The sequence below is a fragment of the Flammeovirga pacifica genome, assembly GCF_000807855.2.
Classification (GTDB): Bacteria; Bacteroidota; Bacteroidia; order Cytophagales; family Flammeovirgaceae; genus Flammeovirga; species Flammeovirga pacifica.
Genome location: NZ_JRYR02000001.1, coordinates 981,051 through 1,004,295, shown reverse-complemented (window position 1 = coordinate 1,004,295; position 23,245 = coordinate 981,051). Strand labels below are relative to the sequence as shown.

The window sequence follows — 23,245 nt, the reverse complement described above, 5'->3', positions numbered from 1 at the left end:
ATGATTAAGTTTAACTACTTTAAAAAGGAATTGATTTTTAATTTTCCTGCTAAAACATCAAGAGGTGCGATTACAAAAAAAAATTGCTTCATCGTACAAGCTTTTGATCAAAACGATCAAGAAATTATTGGTTATGGTGAATGTAATACACTTAAAGGACTAAGTATTGACCATTTTGATGATTATGAATTTAGGTTACAAATACTAATCAAAACCTTAAATGAAGAAAATGTTACTCTAGAAGAATTACCTGATTTTATAGATAAAGATATTTACCCTAGTTTCTATTTTGCTTTTGAAACTGCTCTCCTAGATTTAAAAAATGGAGGAAAAAAGATGATTTTTGATAATTCATTTTTTAAGGGTCAACCCATTCCAATTAACGGCTTAGTGTGGATGGGAGATAAATCCTTTATGAAAGAACAAATTGATCAAAAATTAGAAAAAGGCTTTGATTGTATAAAAATGAAAATTGGAGCTCTTGATTTTGAACAAGAACTAGAACTTTTAAAATACATAAGGTCTCAATATTCTTCTAAAGAGATTTCATTAAGGGTAGATGCAAACGGAGCTTTTGCTGTTGATGAGGCATTAGAAAAATTAAATAGGTTGTCAGTTTTTGAAATTCATTCTATAGAACAACCTATCTGGCCTAAACAATTAGAAGCTATGGCAGATTTATGTGTCAAAACACCCATACCAATAGCTTTAGATGAAGAATTAATAGGAATAGAGGATCATTTGCAAGAAGAGTTGTTAGATATTATTCATCCTCAATATATCATTTTAAAACCTGCCTTAGTAGGAGGCTTAGAAGCTTGTAAACAATGGATTAACCATGCTGAATCAAGAAATATTCCTTGGTGGATGACATCAGCATTAGAGTCTAATATTGGTTTAAATGCTATAGCACAATTTACAGCTAACTATGAAATTGATAAGCCTCATGGTTTAGGTACAGGACAGTTATATCACAATAATTTTGCGTCACCATTGACAGTGAAAAATGGTGAAATTTTTTATAATGATAAAAATAAATGGGAGTTAAGTCATTAAATATATAACTTCGTTAAGTTGTTGATTATCAGTAATTAATTTATATGTATTTTAGGTTAAAACCTAATGTACTATGAAATCAATAACAACCCTATCAATCTTATTCGTCTTGTTTTTTACTATCAAAGTTGATGCACAGCAAGTAAATTCTGTTTCTGAATTAAAGGATTATTACCACAAATCTAAAAAGCTTTTACCTTCTCCTGATGTGGGGTGGCATGAAGTCTGGATTATCATGCCCAAAGACAAAGACTTTTTCAATAAATATCAGAAAGAACTCATGAATGCGAGAGTATTTGTTGAGGATGATAAAATTACCAAGGTCTATTATGACAATGAAAAATATGTAGAAAATGTATTTGGTATATCAAAAGTCAAAAATGGACATGCCACTTTTGAAAAAGTATATCTTGATGTCAACTACGATTTAACAGAGGTGTTTTCAGCTCATATTCACGAGGTCATATTTAAAGACCATAGGGCTGAAGTAAAAACACCATTAAAAAAAGGTGCTTATGTTGGGAATGCTATATTTTATTCTCACGAAAAGAAATTAGATAAGCACGGTTTCTTTGTTTTTATTAAGGATCTTGATACGGAAGAATTTGATTTTTTAGGTTACCTAAAAGAAAGTAATCCAGATGTGAGCTGTGAAAATACACAAAACCTTCATGTACCTTTAAAGCATGGGAACTATGAAATATTTATGGTTCAGAATAAAATACAGTTTGATAGAAGGATGCCTTTAAAGAAATTAGATCTAAATGTTCAAGAAAACGAATGTCAACCTATAGAATTGGTTATCAAATAAAAAAACGGTCATCAGAATTAATCTGATGACCGTTTTCATTTATCTTAAATTAGATATTCTAGTGAATACCTTTCATTAATTTATTTAAAATAGGTGATACCAAGAAGGCAATTACTGCTGCAACTAATGCATATATAGTAATGAAATAGAATGTATCAAAACCATATTTTTCTGAAATAGCAGTCATTTGAGATGCTAAGCCATTACCTAAGGCAATTGAACCCATCCAAAGACCCATCATTACAGAAACAATTTTTGGAGGAGATAATTTAGTGATCATTGATAAACCAATAGGAGACATGCATAATTCACCCACCGTATGGAAGAAGTAAACCATTACTAACCACATTGGTGAAATCAACATCTGAGACTCATTGTAAGTATCATTTGCAATAGCCATTACTCCAAAACCAATACCTAAGAATACTAGAGACCATGCAAATTTGAATGGAGTTCTTGGGTTTAATTTATTTTGTGATAATTTATCCCAGATAATTGTGAATAAAGGAGCTAGGATAATAATGAAAACGGCATTGATCGATTGGAACCAAGAAGCAGGAATTCCTTCTTCACCTAAAATACCTGTTAGGTAATTACGGTTCGTATATTCGTTTGCAAAAGTATTGAATGATGTACCAGCTTGTTCAAAACCTGACCAGAATACTACATTAAATACAGCTAATGCAAGAATTACAATTACACGGCTCCACTCAGTTTTACCTGAAGTATTTTGGAAGATAGTCCAACCTAAATATGAAATACCTGCTACAGCTAAAGCATATACCACATTCATGATAAGATCCGTGTCCACAGTAATTATTATATGAACAAGAATATATGAGAATACAGTAATACCAGCTACATAAACAAGGATATTTGACCAATCTTTAGAAACTAATTTATTTTTTGCTTCGGGGTCATCTTTTGGAGGCATACCTACAGGAAGATTTGTTTCTCCACTTACAATAGAAGTTTCTCTTAAGAAGAACCAAATAGTAGAAATAACCATACCTACACCTGCTGCAATAAATCCATATTGCCAACCAACGTTTTCAGCTAGTGATCCACCAATAAAGTTAGTCACAAAGGCTCCAAGGTTAATACCCATATAGAAAATAGTAAACCCACTATCTTTATTCGGGTCATTAGAACTATATAAACCACCAACCATCGTAGAGATGTTTGGTTTAAAGAATCCATTACCTAGAATCAATAGCCCTAAACCTAAGTAAAGTGACATTTCACGTGTTAAGAACATATCGTGGTGAGTAGCCACTGATAATGCCATTGTAAATTGTCCTAATGCCATCAGTAAAGCACCGATGTATATTGATTTACGTTGCCCTATCAATTTATCTGCTAAAATACCACCAATAATAGGGGTGATATATACTAATGCAGTAAAAATACCATAAATACTATAGGCTGCTTTTTTATCAAGACCAAATCCACCATTGATCAATTCAGCGGTTAGATAAAGTACAAAAAAACCACGCATTCCGTAGTAACTAAATCTTTCCCAGAACTCTGTGGCAAACAAGGTATACAAACCTTTGGGATGCCCCGTTGTTGTCTTACTCACGTGTAAATTAATTTTGGTTAGTAAATAATAATTTAATTCTATTCTTAGTTCGATGTGTTAGCGAACGAACAAATGTTCATGTCACGAAGATTATAGTAATTATCGAACATGAGCTAATTGAATTGTATGAAATGCAAATATCTAAAAATTCTCCAAAAGAAAAAGTTGATATTAAACATCATTTCAATAAAATATAAATGCTATATTACCACCAAATAACTAATTTTTTAAATTTATAAACTAAAATTAAGAAATGACTTTGCCATTTGTTACCGGTATCCTCTTATTAGGTATTATCGGATTCTTTGCACTATTGTATTTCGTTCCAGTAAACTTATGGATTACTGCATTCTTCTCTAATGTAAGAATTAGTCTATTCAGTCTAGTTGGAATGCGTATTCGTAAAGTGCCCCCAAAAATCATAGTTAACTCTTTGATTACAGCAACTAAAGCTGGTTTGGATTTAACATCATCAGATTTAGAAACACACTATTTAGCAGGTGGTCATGTTCCTTCTGTTATTAAAGCATTAATTTCTGCAGATAAGGCTAATATTCCTTTATCATTTAAATTGGCTGCAGCAGTAGATTTAGCAGGTAGGGATGTATTTGAAGCAGTTCAAATTTCAGTAAACCCTCAAGTAATTAATACGCCAAATGTATCAGCAGTAGCACAAGATGGTATTCAATTAGTTGCTAAAGCACGTGTTACGGTGAGAGCAAACATTGCTCAATTAGTTGGTGGTGCTGGTGAAGAAACAATCTTAGCTCGTGTTGGTGAAGGTATTGTAACTTCAATTGGTTCTTCATTATCTCATAAAGAAGTTTTAGAGAATCCTGATAAAATTTCAAAACTAGTATTAGGTAAAGGACTTGATTCTGGTACTGCATTTGAAATTCTTTCTATTGATATTGCTGATATTGATGTTGGAGATAACATTGGTGCAAAACTATCAATCGACCAAGCAGATGCTGACCTTAAAGTAGCAGAAGCTAAAGCTGAAGAAAGAAGAGCTATGGCTGTTGCGGTAGAGCAAGAAATGAAAGCTAAAGCACAATCATCTAGAGCTAAAGTAATTGAAGCAGAGGCTGAAGTACCATTAGCTATTGCAGAAGCTTTCCGTAAAGGAAACTTAGGTATTATGGATTATTATAAGTTGAAAAACTTACAGGCTGATACTACAATGAGAGATTCTATTGCAGATTCTTCTAAGGAAGATTCTTCGAGCTTAAGAAGTGATGAAGAAGAAGAAGATTAATAGTATTCTTTTTATATAGAAAAAGGCGATCTCAATTATTTTGAGATCGCCTTTTATATTTATATCATAAACTACTTATTGTTCCACTTCTTCAGGAGCATCATCAATCATCATGACACAATCTTTACAGTTGAATTTAAGTTTATATCTCGCGTTTTTCGATTTTAAGTAAAGTGGGAATTTTACATCCTCAGGAGCTTTTACAAAAGTTTCGTATTCATCACAAAGACCGATTTGATAACGTAAACAGTGTTTAGTGGTCATCAAACGAAGATTTGATTTGTCTTCTCTACCTTCAAACCCTTCTTCAATTTCTGTGATTCCATGTTTAGCATAGAACTGTCTAGCTAATTTATTTAATACATTACCATGGTGATCCCATTTTTGAATTTTTTGAGGGAAGGGGTAAGAATGATCAATATCTGTATTTAATCTTGGAGATTGTTTATATTCAGAATTTCTCTTATTCTCAAAAGCTTCAATTAAGTCTCTTCTCATTTGATTTAATCGTCCACCAGGAATAAAAGGTAATTCTCCGTTAGGTAATGTCACATTGTTAATCAAAAAGATAGTATTACCAGACTTTTTCAAACCTTTAATTAAGTTTTGTTCTGATTTTTCTCTATTAGAAGCTGCCTCAAAAGGTTCTTTATAACTATCTGAATAGGTATTCCCGTAGATATCTTTTATAGATAAAGTGATTGTATGATTCTTCCATGTTAAAGAAATATCACTTTCAATCTTACGTTGAGTCTTTTGAGATTTTAATTCTTTGACAAATTGATGGTCATGATTTCTATAGATTTCAGCACCAACACGAACACCCATTACAAGAGAGGTTTTAATCCAATTTTCTTGATTTACATGTTCTACTTTCATTCCTTGAAGTTGCTCATGTTTATCATAAAAACATAAACCATCTCCAGGAATTAATTTTTTACCTTCTTCCATTTCAATCAAATACTCATTGGCTTTGATTTGTTTAACCACACCAACTTTATCACCAATGGCTTTTGGAGTATCAAAATGAACAATTTCTGGATTTCTTTCTTCGTAGAAATAAGTCGTAAAACCTCTATTATATGTTTTTTCAATAGCAGGTTCAAAATCTAGCATTGTTTTCCCTTGTGAATCAGCTACAAACTCATCCCCATATTTATCTAAAACAAAGTCAATTCTTTTTCTAAAATTACCAACTTGGTTTTTAACATAAGATTCATCCTTTAATCGACCTTCTATTTTAAACGATTTGACACCCGCTCTTGCTAAAGGAAGAACATAATCACTCATATTTAAATCTTTAAGCGATAGAAGATGTTTTTGATTAGCAAGTTTTCTACCTGTATTATCAATAAGATCAAAAGGTAAACGACAAGGTTGACCACAAGCACCACGGTTAGCAGATCGGTCGCCCACATTATTTGACATGTAACACTGACCTGATAAACTCACACAAAGAGCTCCAGCAACAAAGGCTTCTAATTCTACATTAGTTGCTTTATGAATTTCTTCTATGTCTTTGATGGATAATTCTCTAGCTAATACCACACGATCAAATCCCACTTTTTCTAAGAATTTTACTTTCTCTAAGTGGTAGTTGTGAGTTTGTGTACTGGCATGTAAAGGAATAGGAGGTAAGTCCATTTCCAATAACCCCATATCTTGTATGATTAATGCATCTACACCAGCTTCATAAAGTTGCCATGCTTGTTTATGTGCAGAATCTAACTCCTTATCGAACATCAAAGTATTCATTGTGGCGAAAATCTTTGAATGAAAACGGTGGGCATGTTTTGTTAGTTTCTCAATATCTGAAATGGAGTTACCAACAGCATCTCTTGCTCCAAATTGTGATGGACCAATATATACCGCATCTGCACCATGATTGATTGCAGACATACCAATTTCTATATTTTTAGCCGGAGCTAATAATTCCAAAGATCTCATGAAATGAAAGTTATGTGTAAATGGAGTGCAAAGATAATATAAAAAAACAACTTGTATGCTTTTATGATAGAGCATACAAGTTGTTTTAAAAGTGAGATGTATAGTTTTACATCAAGAATGGATCAAACATTTTATTGAATATAGAGTATAACTTAAGCGTTATCAGATTCAATTGGTGTTTTATTATTCATTGTTTTGTCGACCAAGATAGCAACTGATGCATCACCTGTTACATTAACTACCGTACGGAACATATCTAAAATTCTATCAGGAGCTAAAATTAACGCAATACCAGCCGATGGTAATCCTAACTGTTCTAAAACAATAATCAACATAATGATACCTGCACCGGGTACAGCAGCAGAACCGATAGAGGCTAAAGTTGCAGTAACTACAATAGATAATTGTTCAGATAATGATAAATCATAACCAAATACTTGCGCGATGAATACAGCAGCAACACCTTGATAAAGGCAAGTGCCATCCATATTGACAGTTGCTCCAAGAGGTAAAACAAAACTTGTAGTTTCTTCTGATACTCCCAATTCTTCTTCTACTTGTTTCATTGTAACGGGTAATGCAGCAGCAGAAGATGATGTTGAAAATGCCATCATTTGAGCGGGGAAGATACCTTGGAAAAATTCTTTATAGTTTACTTTAGCAAATACTTTTAATAAAGTAGGGTAGACTAATAATATCATTGTAAAAAGACCGATAAGTACTACAAATGAATACTTCCCTAAAGCAGCTAAAAGCTGTGTTGCCTTGGAGGGATCATTTCCTGCAAAATCAGTAATTAATGAAGCGATTAAGGCAAAAACACCATAAGGTGCAAACTTCATAATTAAATCAACAATTTTTAAAATAACTTTATCAAGACTTGCAAAGAGTTCTTTGACTGCCTTGGATTGTTCTTGTGGAATAGCGACTAAAGCTGTACCAAATAAAATAGCAAAGAAAATAACTTGAAGCATATTTTTATTGCTACTCATTGCTCCAAAAATATTTCCAGGAACCATATCTAATAATGGCTGAAGTGGACTTCTTCCTTGTACTTCTTGTGCTAATTGTGTTTTACTATTGGCAGTGTCAGCAAATTTGGTCATGAATGTTTCTCTAAGTTCTGTAGAAAAACCAGCTCCAGGTTCTGCGATATTCACTAGAATTAGTCCAATTGTAACAGCAACAACAGTGGTCATTAGATATATTCCGACAGCTCTACTTCCCATTTTAGAAAGTTTAGATAAATCAGTCATAGAAGAAACTCCATTGACTAATGAGATAAGGACAAGAGGAACAGCAATGAGTTTTAATAATCTAATGAAAATAGTTCCAAAAGGTTTTATCCAGTCAGTAGAAAAACCAGCATTTTCTGTATAACTAAGCATTAGGCCAAATATTAGACCTAAGCCCATACCAATGATGATTTTCCAATGTAAAGCAAGTTTCTTCATTTCTTTGATTTCCTTTGAGAAGAAAAAGTATAATTAAAATTGATATTCAATATACCCCTGTAAGTGAGTACACTATGTTTTTAGCTTTGACATGTAAAAGTATATCGAATTACTTTCAATATTTACATAGCTAAAATGAATTTACAAGTTAATGTAAGAATTTTAAATAGTTTCTGTTTTTGAGATTTATTAAGTATTAATTGATACTTCATGTAAATAAATTCATAAAAAAAGTAACAGCCTTATGACTGTTACTTCTTAATTTCTATAGGTTCAGATTAAATATTCTGATCGATATATTCTAAAACTTTATTCATTAAGTGAATTCTATCTTTTCCTCTTACATTATGTGGATGACCAGGATAAGTAAAGAAGTCTACTTGTACATTATTATTGACACATTCTTGTAAGAATCTGAACGAGTGCTGAGGAACAACCACATCATCAATTAGACCATGAATGATTAATAATTTGTCTTTTAATAAAGCTGTTTTATCTAATAAACTAGCATTGGCAAAACCTTCGGGGTTTTTCTGTGGGGTAGACATATAACGTTCTGTATACATCACTTCATAAAAATCCCAATCCATTACAGGGCCACCAGCAACACCAACTTTAAATGTACCAGCAGCTTTTGTCATTAATGAAGTAGTCATGAAACCACCAAAAGACCAACCATGTATAGCCATTTTATCAGCATCAACGTAAGGTAGAGATTTTAAATATTCAACTCCTTTTAATTGATCATCTACTTCTTCATCACCGAGGTGTAGGTGAGTAGCTTGTTCAAAATCTTTTCCTCTGTTTTCAGAACCACGACTTTCTACAGTATATACAATATATCCTTTTTGTGCAGCTGTTTGCATCCAATAAGATGCACCTGCTTGCCATTTGTTCGTAATTAGTTGAACACCTGGTCCACCGTAAACATAAACAATGACAGGGTATTTTTGAGATGGATCAAAATTAGCAGGCTTAATCATTCTCGTGTTTAAGTCTGTAGTGCCATCAGCAGCCTTAATTGTTCCAAGTTCAATTGTAGAAACATTATAATCAGCTAAAGGATTTTTAGCCTCTATAATAGTTTGGATTACTTTACCATTTGCATCTAAAACGAATTGTTTATTCGGTGTGTCAATATTTGAGAATGATGCTAATAATAGATTGCTACTTTTATCAAACTTTACACTAGAATACACTCCTGAAAGTGATGAGATTTTCTTAACTGATTTTGATTTAAGGTTGGCTTTATAGATTTCCCTGTCCAAACCATTATTGTCTGTTCCAAGTATAAACAGATTCTGTTTCTTTTTATCAAAACCAATTACGTCCATTACTACCCAATCTCCTTTAGTTAATTGAGCTAATTCTTCACCATTGGTATTATATAAGTAAACATGCTCAAACCCGTCTTTTTCAGATCTCCAAATAAATTTATCATTAGAGTTAGGTAGGAACTCCATCGGATGAGTTAATGATAAGTATTTATCGTCTTTTTCTTCAAATAATGTTTTTACAAAATTACCAGTTTCTGCTTCATATTGGTTTAATGCCAAATGGTTTTGATCACGATTTAAGATACCAATATAAATGAATTTTTCATCAGGACTCCAAACAACATTGGTCAAATATTGTTCTTTATCACCTATGGTTTTAATTGGAGTAGTCAGCTGAGTATTTACATTATATACATGTAAAGTAACCTCTTCAGATTTCTGCCCTGCCATTGGGTATTTAACCGGATTATTTTGAGCTGGTACTGTAGAAATATCAACAAGTGGATAATCAGTTACCATTGATTGATCGTTTCTGTAAAAAGCGATTGCATTTCCATTAGGTGACCAATAAGTACCTTTATGCACCCCAAATTCATTTCTATGAACTACTTTACCAAATTCAATTTCCTTATTCTTTTCATCAGTAATTTGAGTTTCTTTACCGTTTATACTGATGTATAAATTGTTATCAATTGTGTAGGCGATTTTAGAAAAATCTGATGTGTAATCTGCATTATCACCCTTTACATCAATAATTTTTTGTGATTGTTTAGTTTCAATATCAATTTTATAAAAAGCTTTTTGATATTGGAACATCAATTCATTCGAAGTTAACCAACGATAGCGAGGAAGACGATTTAATTGCGATAAATCAGCATTACTGTTTTTAATATCATCTAAAGTGATTAAAACTTCAGAAGTACCTTTTTTAGCATTAACTTTTAATATTTGATTTTCATCTGTTTGAGAATAAAAGCCCTTACCTTCAGGAATCCATAAAACAGATTTGTACTCAGGGTATAACGACCAATAGCCCATTATCCCATCTTCGATTGTTAGTTCTTTTTTTTGAGCTGATACAGAAAAACTAAAGCAAACTGCTAATACTACAAGTAAGCTTTTGTATGTGTTTAGAATCATAAAATTTATGGTTTAATTTGTTTCGAATGTAAATGTAGAGAATTGGATTTAATAATTTAAATAGGAGGTATTGGTTGGTGGTTATTTTTGTTGACTTTTAATCAAATTATCAACTTCTTCATTCAAAATTGGAAGATGTTTAATAATTATTGACCAGATATTTTCATCAGAAATATTATCGTAGGCATGAATCACTTGGTTTCTTAATCCGACAATTCTTTTTGCTGAAGAGATTTTATTGATATATTTTGGATCTGTTTTTATTATTCTATTGACGGCTTCACCGATGATTTCCAAATCTCTTTCAATTGCTCTTTTCAACATTGTATTTGATTTGTAATTGAAAAAATCTTTTCGTTCAGTAGCAAAATAAGATTCAATTTCATCAATGGATATTTTGATATCAAAGAGCCATTTTTGAATTCTATTATCCATAAATTAGCTCTTTATGATTATTAATAGAGTCAATAAGGATAGGATTTTTTAAAGTTTGTTCTTCAACTAAATCAACATTTTTTTGAAATAGTTTTACAAGCTTTTCTTTAAAATTCATATAATTATCAAAATATTGAGTAATATCGAAAGGCCTGAATTTGACTAAAAAGTCAATATCACTTTCTGGCTTATCTTGATTTTTTGCTACGGAACCAAATACATATAATTTATCTACATTATGCAATTCACATAACTCTTTGATTTTCGATATTTTGTTTTTTATTGAATTCATAATCAATGTTTTCTACAAAAATACGATTTTTAGAGTAAAGAAGTGAATCTAATTACACAAAACAACCATTTAATTTTATGCTTAAGAAATACCTGCTTTTATTTTTTGTACTAATTACAAATACCGCCATATGTCAAGAAACCATTAATTGGCTCACTTTCGAAGAAGCAATCCAACAAAATAAAACTGAGCAAAAACAATTTTTTATTGATGTTTATACTGATTGGTGTTCTTGGTGTAAAAAGATGGATAAAACAACATTCAAGAATGAACAAATAATCAGTTATATCAATGAGCATTTTTATCCCGTTAAAATTAATGCAGAAAATCATTCCAAGTTAATATTTCAAGGAGAAGAATTTACCTATGAATCATTATCACATACATTGCTTGGAGGAAATATGGGTTTTCCAACCTACGTCTTTTTGTGGGTAAGAAAGGACGAACAACTTCAAGCTAATCCATATCCTGTACAAGGTTACATGAAAAAGCAAAAGTTACACTTGATGTTATCTTTTATGAATGAGGGGGCTTACGAAGGAGTGGAGTTTAAGGAGTTTAAAAAGGTGTATGAATCACCTTACAAATAAAAAAAGAGCCTACAATAAATATATGCAGACTCTCTTACTAAATTTAATAGGTTTCCCTATTACTTATTCTTTATTAGTTATTACCTAATAATTACTTATTTCTTAGCTACTTTTTCTAAAGTTAATACCAAGAAATCCCAGAATCTCGCTACAGTACTAATTTCACACATCTCATCAGGAGAGTGAGGGTTTTTGATTGTAGGACCAAATGAAATCATATCTAAGTTAGGGTAGTGGCTACCAATAATACCACATTCCAAACCAGCATGAACGGCATTTACAATTGCAGGTTTTTTGAAATATTCTTGATGAATTTCTTTCATTTCTTCAAGAATTTGTGAATCTGCATTTGGAGTCCATCCTGGGTAAGCACCACCATGTTCAATAGTACCTCCAGTAATAGCAAATGCTGCATCAAGTTGATTTGCAATATCAAATTTAGCCGTATCAACAGATGAACGAGTTAAAGACTGTACAGTTACATTACCGTCTTTTACTTGAACTCTTGCCATTGAAGTTGAAGTTTCTACCAATCCTTCTAATTCATCAGACATTCTAACCACACCACAAGGTGCGGCATAAATAGCAGATAAAAGAGCATCTTGTGCTTTTACATCCATCACTTTTGAAGGAGTAGTAATCGCATCTAAGTTGATCACTAAGTTAGGTTCAGTTACTTTTAACTCTACCTGATAATCAGCTTCAACTTGTTTGATATATGCTTCAAATTCTGTCGCTTTAGCTGGATCAATAACAACATTAGCAAATGATTCACGAGGAATAGCATTTCTTAATGATCCGCCATCAATTTCAGCAATCTCTAAACCGAATTTCTCTCTAGTCTCCCAAAGAAGACGGTTCATTAATTTATTAGCATTGCCACGTCCTAGATGAATTTCACATCCTGAGTGACCGCCCTTCAAACCTTTTAACTGAATATGATACGCTTTTCCTTCAGCAGCAGTTTCTGTATAAGTGTAATTAACATTTGTATCAATACCACCTGCACAACCGATACATAATTCATGTTCGTCTTCTGTGTCTAGGTTCAATAAAATATCACCTTCTAAAACACCTTCAACCAAACCGAAGGCACCTGTCATACCTGTTTCTTCATCTATAGTGAAAAGACCTTCGATAGGACCGTGTTTTAAATCCTTTGAAGCTAAAACACCCATTATTGTCGCAGCTCCAATTCCGTTATCAGCACCAAGAGTGGTACCTTTTGCTTTCACCCAATCTCCGTCTATATAAGATTGAATACCATCCGTATCAAAATTGAAATCAGTGTCAGCATTTTTTTGATGCACCATGTCAATGTGAGATTGAAGGATGATACCTTTTCTACCTTCCATTCCTGGAGTAGCAGGCTTTTTGATAATAATGTTACCACAATCATCAACAATAGTCTCTAAACCTAAGTCTTCACCAAATTTTTTAGTGAAAGCAATAATTCTTTCTTCTTTTTTAGATCCACGAGGAACCTCGTTCATTCTTTCGAAGTTTTCCCAAATTTGAACTGGGTGTAAACTTGCAACTTCCTTGTTCATGTTTATATATGTAGGTTTAATATTCTATGTTAATTATATCGCCGAAAATTAATAAAAATTAGAACGAAATTTCTCATTCCAATCCATTTTATCAAATTCTCTTTGTTGATTTCTTTCTGTATATAATAAAAATGCTTCTCTAGGGATTTCTTCGGCCCCTAAACTAGCCAAATGGTCTGTATGCATTTGACAATCGATGATCTCATATCCTTGTTCTTCTAAGTTTTTACATAAAGTAATGAAACCATATTTTGATGCATTACTTTTAAATGAAAACATTGATTCTCCAAAAAATGCTTTTTTCATAGCTCCACCGTATAAACCTCCAACTAATTCATCATTATCCCAAACCTCTACTGAATGCATAAAACCAATTCGATGTAATTCAATATAGGCTTCTTTCATTTCATCAGTTATCCAAGTACCTCCTTGATCAGGACGATAGATTTTTTGACAAGCATCAATTACTGCAGGGAAATCTTGGTCAAAAGTGACTTTATAAGTATTTCTCCTAAACAGCTGTTTCATTGATTTTGAAACCTTAATGTTTTCGGGAAAGAGGACACATCTTGGATCGGGCGACCACCAAAGTAAGGGGTCTTCGGGATTGAACCACGGAAAGACACCACTAGCATAAGCTTCAATAATTCGTTTAGCTGATAGATCACCACCCACAGCAAGGATACCACTTTCATCTGTCATGCGAGCAGGAGGGAACATTAAACTATCTTCTTCTAACTGAAATATTGGCATAAGCTTATTTATTGAAATTTTTATCAAATTTAAAAATACAATAAACAAACTAAAAATAGAGGCTTATAGTTTTATTAATTGTAAAGAGCTTTAAAAAGATGATCGATCAATAAAATAAAAGTTGAATATCAAAAATCAATATTTATGCGATTCATGATCTTTGTATCTGTTAAAGAAAGAAATATCACCAATAGAATAAAAAATATTAATCAATTGTGATGAAAAAGTAATCAAAGTCATTATTTTTGCCTCTCAATATTTTTTAAGTGCGAAATCAAATACAATGCAACTAATTGACGGAAAAGCAACTTCCAATGCTATAAAAATAGAAATTGCAGAAGAAGTAAGAAAACTGACTGCCCAAGGAGGCAAGAAACCACATTTAGCCGCTATCTTAGTTGGTGAAGACGGTGCAAGTAGAACTTACGTAAATCATAAAGTGAAATCTTGCGAACAAGTAGGGTTTACATCGTCTTTATATAAGTTTGATGCAGATACTTCGGAAGAAGAATTGCTAAAGACTATCGATGAACTAAACAACAACGCAGATGTTGATGGTTTTATCGTTCAGTTGCCACTTCCAAAGCATATCAACGAAACAAAAGTAACTGAAGCTATTGATCCTGAGAAAGATGTTGATGGTTTTCATCCAACTAACTTAGGTAAAATGATGTTAGGACTTCCTACGTTTTTACCTGCTACTCCTTATGGTATCGTTCAACTTTTAGATCGTTACAATATTGAAACTTCTGGAAAGAAATGTGTGATTATTGGTCGTTCTCATATTGTGGGTACTCCAATGAGTTTATTGATGTCTAGAAATGCAAAAGTGGGTAACTGTACAGTTACGCTAACACACAGTAGAACTCAAAATTTAAAAGAGGAATGTCAACAAGCTGACATTTTGATTGTTGCCTTAGGTAGAGCAGAATTTGTTACTGCCGATATGGTAAAAGAAGGTGCTGTAGTTGTTGATGTTGGAATTACAAGAATTGAAGATCCTTCAAAAAAATCAGGTTTCTCACTTAAAGGTGATGTGAAATTTGATGAAGTAGCAGAAAAAGCTTCATGGATTACACCTGTACCTGGCGGAGTAGGACCTATGACTGTAGTTTCACTTTTAATGAATACTTTAGAATCTGCTAGAAGAAAAAGTGTTAAGGAATCAGTATAATTTGGTGTTTTAATAATATTATCACCAAATTTGTTATATACGAGTTCTTCAAGGGTTCCCTCACCCCTTGAAGAGCTTTTTTTCAACCAACGTATTAAAAAAAAGGACTCAATGGTAAAGAAAATAGATTACTCTCTAAAAGAAAGAGTGAAATTAGGAAACGCCCTTCCAGTAATGGAAGCCTTTTATACGATTCAAGGAGAAGGAGCCTACACAGGTCAAGCTGCTTATTTTATACGATTGGCTGGCTGTGATGTAGGATGTGTATGGTGTGATGTGAAAGAATCTTGGGAACAAGATGCCCACCCCGTTTTAGATATCGAAGAAATTATTAGTAATGCAAAAGAGCATCCAGGTCGTTTAGCGATTATTACTGGAGGTGAACCTCTTATGCATAACTTAGCACCTCTTACAAAAAGATTAAAAGACGAAGGGTTTCATATCAATATTGAAACATCTGGTACTCATCAATTCACAGGGCATTTAGATTATATCACTTTATCTCCAAAGAAATTTAAGAAGCCAGTTGAGGAAGCTTATCAATTAGCATCAGAATTTAAAGTAGTCGTTTATCATAAATCTGATATACAATGGGCTATCAATCTTTCTGAGAAATTGAATAAGGATTGTAAGTTATACATACAACCCGAATGGTCTAAGAGACAAGAAGTAACACCTATGCTTGTGGAATTTGTGAAAAACAATCCAGAATGGCAATTGAGTTTGCAAACACACAAGTATATTGATATACCTTAGTTTTTATATTAATTATATAGATTCTTAAGAACAAAAGGAACACCCTCAAATAGAAATTGCGGGTGTTTTTTTATTGAATTAAAGGATTATAACAACACATAAGATTTAATTATTAAACTCATATCTAACTCATTCTTAGTGAATTCATTGTAAGCAGTATCACATTTTCTTTTTTCTTTTTTGAAATACATTCCCACAACTTATATTTATAGTTTGGATGAGTAACAAAATTCATATATTACTCCAAACTTTTTCACTCAACTCCTCAAAATGAATACCGGTACTAAAGACTTTATCAATCAATGGCTTTTAAAGTATCAGACATCAGTATTTCGATACGAAAGAATTTCTGCAATAGTGGCTTCAACTTTATCAATAGTTTTTGTCATTTTTGAGTATGGATTCTATTTGGAGCAAACAGATGAACATTTCATTAGAAATATAGTACCAGTACTTTTTATCATATATATAAGTAATTATGCTCTAAGAACGGTTTTTACCAATTATAGATTAGAATTTATTAAATCAACTTGGTTCGAAGGAGCCTTTCTAAGTTTTATAACTCTATTGGGGTTATTTCATTTTTTTGTTGGTTTTAATATCGATCGAGAAGTAAATCAAGTATATCAACATGTGGTTTATGCTGCATTGACTTTTTTAGTAATGATAGAAATTACTAAAGTGTCGGTATTGATTTCTGAATATAAAGTAAAGCCTTCTACCACTTTCATTTTTAGTTTCATCATTTTAATTCTATTTGGAGCTTTCTGTTTGATGTTACCAAAAGCAACTATAGGAGAGTCGAGTTTGAATTTTTTAGATGCTTTATTTACATCTGTAAGTGCGTCATGTGTTACGGGGTTGGCTGTAGTAGATACAGGGCAATATTTTTCTGAGCAAGGTCAATTAGTGATTTTACTTTTGGCACAACTAGGAGGAATTGGTATTGTTTCTTTCGCTACGTTTTTTGCTACGTTTATGTCTCAAGGTGTATCATTAAAACATAAAACGATTATACAAGATGTTTTAAGTAGTGAAGACCTTTCATCTGCAACGGGATTATTAAGAAAAGTAATATTATTAACCTTAGGGATAGAAACAATAGGTGCTATAGCCATTTTCTTTGCTTGGGAGGATTCATTACAATTCAACAGCTTCACACAAAAAGTATTGTACTCCATTTTTCATTCTGTTTCAGCGTTTTGTAACGCAGGATTCAGTTTATTTCCTGATAGTTTAAATACAAGTATTACAGCACTAGATACCACACGCTTTGATACTGGAATCATCGATTTAAGGCATATGTACGGTTTGCATATGGTGATTGGAATTATTATTATTTTCGGGAGTTTTGGTTTTACTACTATTGAAGAGATTTTCTCACCAGCGAAAATTAAAGATCGATTAAAAAATCCTTGGAAAAAGTATTCTATCGGGACATCAATATCATTATACTCAACAATCATATTAATATTAGTAGGTATGATCACGGTTTTTTTCTTAGAAATTGATTCATTAAGACAAGATCGATCTTTTGTAGAATCAATCATTGCTTCATTCTTCCAATCAGTAACTACTAGAACTGCTGGTTTTAATTCAATGGATTTTGGTAGCATGAAACCTCCAACCATTTTAGTGATGATATTTTTAATGTTTATTGGAGCAGCTCCTGGATCAACAGGTGGAGGTATAAAAAGTAGCACATTTTATTTATTACTTTTATCATCTATAGGAATAATACGTGGGCAAGAAAGAATAGTCGTAAGGAAAAGGACGATTTCTGATGAAAACATCAAACGATCTTATTCAATCTTTATGTTTGCCCTTATCTATAATTTACTTGCACTTTTTATTCTTAGTATAACGGAACTTGAGAACCCGAAAATTGAATTACTCCCTCTCATTTTTGAACAAATTTCAGCTTTTGGAACAGCTGGTTTAAGTATGGGTATTACTAGCGAATTATCTTCGATTGGAAAAGTAGTAATCATTCTATCAATGTATATTGGTCGTGTTGGTACATTAACTTTAGCACTCGCTTTGAGTTCAACGGTAAATACAAATAGTTACCAATATCCTGAAGCTCATGTAATGGTAGGATAATAAGATCAACCTTGTATTAAATTAGTGTGTAGGAGGTAGGAGTTTTCAACTTTAATATAGAATTGAAACTAAAAGGTAATATCTATCATTCTACAAAAACTAAATAACTGTTATATTTCGAATTGAATAGGACTAAATTTAATATATCAAATTAGAAATATTTTTTAATTATCATAAACTATGAACAACGAATTAAAAAGAGTGGCTATGATTGCCCATGATGGTAAAAAGGCTGAAATGGTAGGCTTTTTTAAAGATTATATGGACATTCTTTCAGGTATTAAAATTGTAGCTACAGGTACCACTGGTAGTCATTTAGTGAAAGCAGGTTTAGAGGTTGATTGTAAATTATCTGGACCAAAAGGTGGTGATGCTCAGATTGCTGCAATGGTTGCTGAAGGTGATGTTGATGCTGTATTTTTCTTCAGAGATCCACTAGGAAAACACCCACATGAACCAGATGTTCAAATGCTAATGCGTGTTTGTGATATGTACGATGTGCCATTGGCTACAAACCCTGCGTCAGGTAAATTATTGATGGCAGGTATTAGAGATGTTTTTAAGAAGTAGTTGGTAGGACAAGAAGGAGAGAAAAAGAGGAACCCATGATTGAAATCATGGGTTTTTTTAGTGTAAATTTTTTACAACACTGAAGTGTTTTGAAAATTAGGTTGTAGATATTTTTTATAAAGACTTTAGTCTTATAAAAAACATACTTAAGTAACCCACGATTTTAATCGTGGGGATGTTAGATTGAGAAGATGAACATAGATAGTTAGGCCTATGATTGAAATCATGGGTTTCTTAGTGTTGATTTTTCACAACACTGAAGTGTTCTGAAAATTAGGTTGTAGATATTTTTATAAAGACTTTAGTCTTATAAATAAGATCTTAAGTAACCCACGATTTTAATCGTGGGGATGTTCCTCAGTCACCTTTTCTGTTATTTTAGACTTCCCTTTCGACTTCTCTTCAATATAACCCTTGTAGAATAGTAAGCCTTGTTCTACTCCATACATATAGAATGAAAGAATTAAAACAGTTAAATGAATATTAAAAAAGAAGTAGGAGATAACAGACATTATCCCGAAAAACACAAGATAGAATAATGAATCTTGTAAGAGTTCCATTAAGAAATGATCTGAGTTGAAAAACTTTTGCATGAATTTCGTGACAAGATCCTGAAATGTAAGTGCTTTGTGAGAAATATAAGTGAAGCAAATGAAGATGAAAATAAAAAATCCGAGTGTGATTTTATTGTAACCTTTTTCAAGGGTTATAAAAGCATTCGTAAGGATTAGAGGCCCTGGAAGGAAACCATAAATAGTTTTATGAATATCATGATCCTCAAAATCTCCTAAAACAATAATTCTATCCTTGGTATAATCTTCAATTAAGAATGGAGGCATATTTATTAGTTCATGCATCTGCATGTACATGTATTCGTTGGAAACAAATATATCATATGGACGAATTAGGTAATCTAATATATAACTATCCAACATATAGTTTCCTCTAAACTTGTTGAATAGGAATCCTTTTTCAATCTTCTCCCCATACATATTTTCTGCCATTAGGAGAGGTGTGGACTTTAGAGAGTCCGATTGAATAATGTGATATTTTAGTACAAATGTTTCTTCATGATTAAGTTCTTGTACCTGTAAGTCAGATAAACCAATAGGAACATCTACCACTGGATAATGAGGTTTACCATCTGCACCTTTATGATAAGATACAATAGTATTTTTTGATTGAGCAAATGCAGCTTGCATCAAACTATCATCTTCTGATTTATCATAAAACCTAACATCGACCAAGAGGTATTCATGATTATCAGGATTCTGATTAAGTTGATTCACAAATTTTGTGATTGATTTTCTATTGGTGATATCCACATTACCAATCACAAAATCGTTGGTATCTCTTTTTGCTGTCAAGCCTTTTTCCCAAGAACAATTCACAAATAAAAATCGATCTTTTGATGGTTTATCTTCAACACCTAATAAAGCATTTTTTACCATAGAAAGCGTTTCAATTAATAATATTTCATCAGGCATTACATATACAAGCGACATATAATACATCAATCCAAACATCATTAATAATGCATGAAACATAGAAACACACCACATAAGAACACTATTGTTCTGCATACGGAAGATGAGTCTGTCAGTTTTTTTCTTTGGTTTGCTCATTATTTAAAAAAATATTATTGTACTCTCACAATTATAACAATAGGTTGTTCAAGTTCTATTAAGAGTCCATTTTTATTATGACTATTGTAAAATACTTTACATGCTGGTTAAACAACTCCTAACTTCGATATTACATTACTCCAACAGCATTACTCCAATCTTTAAACATTTCCTCATCCACTTTACCGTAAATATCTAGAACATATTGATAAAGTTCTTGTTTAACAGTTTGATCAGATTCGTTTTGATGTTCTGACAAGAATGTTTTTAAAGAAATAAGTTCAGTTTTTAGTTTGTCCTCATTAATGAAGATAGGATCAAAACTACCAATATGTTTAGGATTAGGTTTATCGTTACTCATGTCTAGATAATAGACATCAACCATATCGATATGACTTGGGTTAACACCCTCAAATACAGCTTTTGTATCGATTAATATGTTATTTTCAGATCCATAGTTTTCAATCCAACGGTTGTAAGTTTCTCCATCAGAATTAAAACGCACAGCCATTTTTTTGTTTTCCGATAGGGGATATCTGAATTTATCAACCTTCATAACAACAGAATCACTCATGAAAACATAAGATCCACCATTGAAATAATATGAAATATCCATTTCACCTCCAAAAGTAACACGACGAGTACTCATCATTTTGTTTGATTGAACAGGAAAAAGGACTTGAGAAACTAAACTCATAAATTCCCCATTCTCATTTCGAGTACTCTTGCTTCCGTCTAATAACATTTTTCCTTTAGATCGAGCAATTACCACCGCTTTTGCATTTTCAGTATCAAATTGAAGAGCTAGATCTTCACCTAACATATCTCCAGATTTTACTAATGCATTGGTAGTAGTATTCATAATATTACCAGAAACATGTAATACATACCAATCTTGAGCAACAGCTGTTAGTTGAGTAAGGAGTAAAAAAGTAAAAGTTAGAAAAATGTTTTTATAGATCATATTTATAGATTCTTTAAGTAATATTCATGTTTATAAGACAATCAAATGCTGTGCCTTGCTAATATTTTACTTTCTGAATAGTGAAAGTTTTTTTACCAGCAGGAGTAATGACATCAACAGTATCTCCAATCTCCTTATTCAAAAGAGCTTTACCTATTGGAGAGGCAATAGAAATTGATTGCTTTTTGATATCCGCTTCATCAGGTCCGACTAAACGAAGTGTCATTACATTATTTATTTGATCCTTAAAGGTAACATAAGCAGAGAACATAGCCTTGTTTTCATCAATATCCTGATCAAAAACTTTTACAGCACCAATACGACGTCTTAAATAAGTCAAACGTCCATCAATTTCTCTAAGCTTCTTTTTACCATATATATATTCAGCATTCTCTGAACGATCTCCCATTGCTGCCGCCTCAGAAACTGCCTCAGTTACTATTTTCCTTTCTTCCCAAAGTACCTGCACTTCTTGTTGCAAGCCCTCCATTCCTTCAATTGTGATATACGCAGAGTTATTCATCTTCTTAGTTTAATTAAGCAACAAAAATAAGAATCTTTTCTAAAAATAGATCTAGTTTGTATCCTTAAAGCATTAGTTTTCGATAATTTTTACCGTTTGATATAAAAAACTCCTAACTCCTAATTCCGAACTCCTTACTATTCTCTATTTTTAAAGAAATTTTTTTAGTGAAAGTAAAGTATTCATTAGCACATTGAGTTTTATAAAAAATCTCACATTCGAAGTTTCATCAAAGATTACAAGTCAGATCATCATTGTCATATCTTCCATATTTATGACGAGATTTCTTACACCCTCTGATTATGCTGAGTTTGGAATGATGATGGTGGCTGTAAATATTTTACAAGTATTTCAAGATTTTTCAATTGATGAGGCTATCGTTCAGAACAACAGATTAAATGATAAACAACTGAGTAAAGCCTTTTGGATAGTACTTGTTTTAGGTGTAATCTGTTTTATACTTTTCAATTTAATTTATCCAATCTTTCATTTATTTGAAATTATCCCTTTTCCATATTACCCATCAATACTATTAAGTATATTCTATTTATTTGATGGCATCAGTAATATGATGATAGGAAAGGCACAAATAGATTTGAATTTTAAGTTAATTGCCCAAGCTCAGATATATTCGGTAATCATATCTTCAATTATTGGGTTAACCTTAGCCTATTGTGGATGGGGGGTATATGCTTTAGTAATTAACTTTATAAGTAGATATACAATACAAAGTAGTATCATATTCTTTTTACAACAATGGAAGCCTAGTATTGAACTAGAAGATATCGGTGTACTTAAGAACTTTGCTATTCAGAGAACATTTAGTAGGGGAATCAATAAGATTTTTGACCAATTAGACATTTTAGTGATTTCTTCTTTAAGTAGTGCAATAGTAGTTGGAGGATATATCAAAGCGAAATCCATACAACAACAATTAGTCATGATGATACAACAAATCACTAAGAATTTATTTTTCTCCTACTTCTCCAAAAAATCAGAACATGATTTATTCAAAAAATCAATTTTGATGATAGGAGTGATGACCTTATCGATTTCTATCATTTTCTATTTTACTGCAGAGCTACTCTTCATAACCTTTTTCGGAGAGATTTGGCGTGAAAGCGGTCAATTATTCTCTATTCTTTCTTTTTTAATCTTCACGCAGAGCATTTATATATTCTCAGAAATATATTTAAATGCAAAAGGACAAATCACTTTTACATTGAAAGTGAATATTATTGGAAAGGTCCTTCTTTTATGCTGTTTTGGTCTTTTTTATTTTTATGGGTTGATGATTTTTATCTTAGGGGTAGTAGGGGTTTCTTTAATTTTGGGTGGGGTGATGCTATTGAAAAGTTTAAAATAATAAACAATTTCATGGTTTA

General features: G+C 32.1%; 20 protein-coding genes. 9 read left to right on the top strand and 11 right to left on the bottom strand.

Going from position 1 to position 23,245, the window contains the following annotated elements; all coding sequences use genetic code 11:
* Together NH26_RS04080 and NH26_RS04075 are read left to right on the top strand one after the other, a co-directional pair.
* Positions 1-1,056, top strand: coding sequence for an o-succinylbenzoate synthase (locus tag NH26_RS04080; protein ID WP_044221954.1), 1,056 nt, complete (start codon positions 1-3; stop codon positions 1,054-1,056).
* A 73-nt stretch (positions 1,057-1,129) separates the two neighbouring features.
* Positions 1,130-1,867 carry a hypothetical protein gene (locus NH26_RS04075; RefSeq protein WP_044221951.1) on the top strand — a complete coding sequence of 246 codons (738 nt, stop codon included), beginning with the start codon at positions 1,130-1,132 and terminating at the stop codon, positions 1,865-1,867.
* A 58-nt stretch (positions 1,868-1,925) separates the two neighbouring features.
* Here NH26_RS04075 and NH26_RS04070 read toward each other — a convergent pair whose 3' ends face one another.
* The gene (locus tag NH26_RS04070; RefSeq protein WP_052431938.1) at positions 1,926-3,449 is read right to left on the bottom strand and encodes a peptide MFS transporter; all 1,524 of its coding nucleotides are present in this window, start codon (positions 3,447-3,449) and stop codon (positions 1,926-1,928) included.
* A 253-nt stretch (positions 3,450-3,702) separates the two neighbouring features.
* On the opposite strand from NH26_RS04070, the gene floA reads away from it, so the two are divergent.
* Entirely contained in the window at positions 3,703-4,707 is a 1,005-nt protein-coding gene (floA, locus tag NH26_RS04065) for a flotillin-like protein FloA (RefSeq protein WP_044221945.1), read from the top strand.
* Between the two features lie 75 nt (positions 4,708-4,782).
* On the opposite strand, the gene NH26_RS04060 is transcribed toward floA, so the two are convergent.
* From NH26_RS04060 to NH26_RS04040, 5 genes are all read right to left on the bottom strand, one after another.
* A complete protein-coding gene (locus tag NH26_RS04060; protein WP_044221942.1) occupies positions 4,783-6,654 on the bottom strand; it encodes a peptidase U32 family protein in 1,872 nt (623 codons plus the stop codon).
* 152 nt (positions 6,655-6,806) lie between these two features.
* Positions 6,807-8,108 (bottom strand): dicarboxylate/amino acid:cation symporter, encoded by a 1,302-nt coding sequence (locus NH26_RS04055; RefSeq protein WP_044221939.1) that lies wholly within the window; start codon positions 8,106-8,108, stop codon positions 6,807-6,809.
* 278 nt (positions 8,109-8,386) lie between these two features.
* Entirely contained in the window at positions 8,387-10,525 is a 2,139-nt protein-coding gene (locus tag NH26_RS04050) for a S9 family peptidase (RefSeq protein WP_044221934.1), read from the bottom strand.
* 81 nt (positions 10,526-10,606) lie between these two features.
* Positions 10,607-10,960: a HepT-like ribonuclease domain-containing protein gene (locus tag NH26_RS04045; protein ID WP_044221931.1), complete on the bottom strand. Its 354-nt coding sequence runs from the start codon at positions 10,958-10,960 to the stop codon at positions 10,607-10,609.
* Positions 10,953-11,252 carry a nucleotidyltransferase family protein gene (locus NH26_RS04040; RefSeq protein WP_044221928.1) on the bottom strand — a complete coding sequence of 100 codons (300 nt, stop codon included), beginning with the start codon at positions 11,250-11,252 and terminating at the stop codon, positions 10,953-10,955. Before NH26_RS04040 ends, NH26_RS04045 begins: the two co-directional genes overlap by 8 nt.
* Positions 11,253-11,329: 77 nt before the next feature.
* Here NH26_RS04040 and NH26_RS04035 point away from each other — a divergent pair, with 77 nt between their 5' ends.
* Entirely contained in the window at positions 11,330-11,842 is a 513-nt protein-coding gene (locus tag NH26_RS04035) for a thioredoxin family protein (protein WP_044221926.1), read from the top strand.
* Between the two features lie 95 nt (positions 11,843-11,937).
* On the opposite strand, the gene NH26_RS04030 is transcribed toward NH26_RS04035, so the two are convergent.
* Positions 11,938-13,392: an aminoacyl-histidine dipeptidase gene (locus NH26_RS04030; protein ID WP_044221923.1), complete on the bottom strand. Its 1,455-nt coding sequence runs from the start codon at positions 13,390-13,392 to the stop codon at positions 11,938-11,940.
* A 48-nt stretch (positions 13,393-13,440) separates the two neighbouring features.
* Positions 13,441-14,145 (bottom strand): leucyl/phenylalanyl-tRNA--protein transferase, encoded by a 705-nt coding sequence (gene aat, locus NH26_RS04025; RefSeq protein WP_044221920.1) that lies wholly within the window; start codon positions 14,143-14,145, stop codon positions 13,441-13,443.
* A 283-nt stretch (positions 14,146-14,428) separates the two neighbouring features.
* Here aat and folD point away from each other — a divergent pair, with 283 nt between their 5' ends.
* The 4 genes from folD to NH26_RS04005 all read left to right on the top strand — a co-directional run bounded on the left by folD (position 14,429) and on the right by NH26_RS04005 (position 18,748).
* The gene (gene folD, locus NH26_RS04020; protein WP_044221918.1) at positions 14,429-15,319 is read left to right on the top strand and encodes a bifunctional methylenetetrahydrofolate dehydrogenase/methenyltetrahydrofolate cyclohydrolase FolD; all 891 of its coding nucleotides are present in this window, start codon (positions 14,429-14,431) and stop codon (positions 15,317-15,319) included.
* A 111-nt stretch (positions 15,320-15,430) separates the two neighbouring features.
* On the top strand, positions 15,431-16,075 hold the full coding sequence (locus NH26_RS04015) for a 7-carboxy-7-deazaguanine synthase QueE (protein ID WP_044221915.1): 645 nt from the start codon (positions 15,431-15,433) through the stop codon (positions 16,073-16,075).
* Between the two features lie 270 nt (positions 16,076-16,345).
* On the top strand, positions 16,346-18,178 hold the full coding sequence (locus tag NH26_RS04010; protein WP_044221911.1) for a TrkH family potassium uptake protein: 1,833 nt from the start codon (positions 16,346-16,348) through the stop codon (positions 18,176-18,178).
* Positions 18,179-18,358: 180 nt separating this feature from the next.
* On the top strand, positions 18,359-18,748 hold the full coding sequence (locus tag NH26_RS04005; RefSeq protein WP_044221908.1) for a methylglyoxal synthase: 390 nt from the start codon (positions 18,359-18,361) through the stop codon (positions 18,746-18,748).
* Between the two features lie 338 nt (positions 18,749-19,086).
* Here NH26_RS04005 and NH26_RS04000 read toward each other — a convergent pair whose 3' ends face one another.
* The 3 genes from NH26_RS04000 to NH26_RS03990 form a co-directional block, all read right to left on the bottom strand.
* Positions 19,087-20,373, bottom strand: coding sequence for a hypothetical protein (locus tag NH26_RS04000; RefSeq protein ID WP_071397081.1), 1,287 nt, complete (start codon positions 20,371-20,373; stop codon positions 19,087-19,089).
* A gap of 130 nt (positions 20,374-20,503) precedes the next feature.
* Entirely contained in the window at positions 20,504-21,337 is an 834-nt protein-coding gene (locus tag NH26_RS03995) for a hypothetical protein (RefSeq protein WP_044221902.1), read from the bottom strand.
* Positions 21,338-21,395: 58 nt separating this feature from the next.
* Positions 21,396-21,860 carry a GreA/GreB family elongation factor gene (locus NH26_RS03990; protein WP_044221899.1) on the bottom strand — a complete coding sequence of 155 codons (465 nt, stop codon included), beginning with the start codon at positions 21,858-21,860 and terminating at the stop codon, positions 21,396-21,398.
* 193 nt (positions 21,861-22,053) lie between these two features.
* Between NH26_RS03990 and NH26_RS03985 the strand changes: the two genes are divergently transcribed.
* Positions 22,054-23,226 (top strand): oligosaccharide flippase family protein, encoded by a 1,173-nt coding sequence (locus tag NH26_RS03985; RefSeq protein ID WP_242427297.1) that lies wholly within the window; start codon positions 22,054-22,056, stop codon positions 23,224-23,226.
* Positions 23,227-23,245: the final 19 nt, after the last annotated feature.

Excerpts from the sequence above, each read along its gene's own strand:
- NH26_RS04010 (WP_044221911.1), top strand. The coding sequence starts at position 16,346 with ATGAATACCGGTACTAAAGACTTTATCAATCAATGGCTTTTAAAGTAT.
- NH26_RS04045 (WP_044221931.1), bottom strand. The coding sequence starts at position 10,960 with ATGGATAATAGAATTCAAAAATGGCTCTTTGATATCAAAATATCCATT.
- NH26_RS03990 (WP_044221899.1), bottom strand. The coding sequence starts at position 21,860 with ATGAATAACTCTGCGTATATCACAATTGAAGGAATGGAGGGCTTGCAA.
- NH26_RS04075 (WP_044221951.1), top strand. The coding sequence starts at position 1,130 with ATGAAATCAATAACAACCCTATCAATCTTATTCGTCTTGTTTTTTACT.
- NH26_RS04055 (WP_044221939.1), bottom strand. The coding sequence starts at position 8,108 with ATGAAGAAACTTGCTTTACATTGGAAAATCATCATTGGTATGGGCTTA.
- folD (WP_044221918.1), top strand. The coding sequence starts at position 14,429 with ATGCAACTAATTGACGGAAAAGCAACTTCCAATGCTATAAAAATAGAA.
- NH26_RS04035 (WP_044221926.1), top strand. The coding sequence starts at position 11,330 with ATGCTTAAGAAATACCTGCTTTTATTTTTTGTACTAATTACAAATACC.
- NH26_RS03995 (WP_044221902.1), bottom strand. The coding sequence starts at position 21,337 with ATGATCTATAAAAACATTTTTCTAACTTTTACTTTTTTACTCCTTACT.
- NH26_RS04040 (WP_044221928.1), bottom strand. The coding sequence starts at position 11,252 with ATGAATTCAATAAAAAACAAAATATCGAAAATCAAAGAGTTATGTGAA.
- NH26_RS04005 (WP_044221908.1), top strand. The coding sequence starts at position 18,359 with ATGAACAACGAATTAAAAAGAGTGGCTATGATTGCCCATGATGGTAAA.
- NH26_RS04030 (WP_044221923.1), bottom strand. The coding sequence starts at position 13,392 with ATGAACAAGGAAGTTGCAAGTTTACACCCAGTTCAAATTTGGGAAAAC.
- NH26_RS04080 (WP_044221954.1), top strand. The coding sequence starts at position 1 with ATGATTAAGTTTAACTACTTTAAAAAGGAATTGATTTTTAATTTTCCT.
- floA (WP_044221945.1), top strand. The coding sequence starts at position 3,703 with ATGACTTTGCCATTTGTTACCGGTATCCTCTTATTAGGTATTATCGGA.
- NH26_RS04050 (WP_044221934.1), bottom strand. The coding sequence starts at position 10,525 with ATGATTCTAAACACATACAAAAGCTTACTTGTAGTATTAGCAGTTTGC.
- NH26_RS04000 (WP_071397081.1), bottom strand. The coding sequence starts at position 20,373 with ATGAGCAAACCAAAGAAAAAAACTGACAGACTCATCTTCCGTATGCAG.
- NH26_RS04015 (WP_044221915.1), top strand. The coding sequence starts at position 15,431 with ATGGTAAAGAAAATAGATTACTCTCTAAAAGAAAGAGTGAAATTAGGA.
- aat (WP_044221920.1), bottom strand. The coding sequence starts at position 14,145 with ATGCCAATATTTCAGTTAGAAGAAGATAGTTTAATGTTCCCTCCTGCT.
- NH26_RS04060 (WP_044221942.1), bottom strand. The coding sequence starts at position 6,654 with ATGAGATCTTTGGAATTATTAGCTCCGGCTAAAAATATAGAAATTGGT.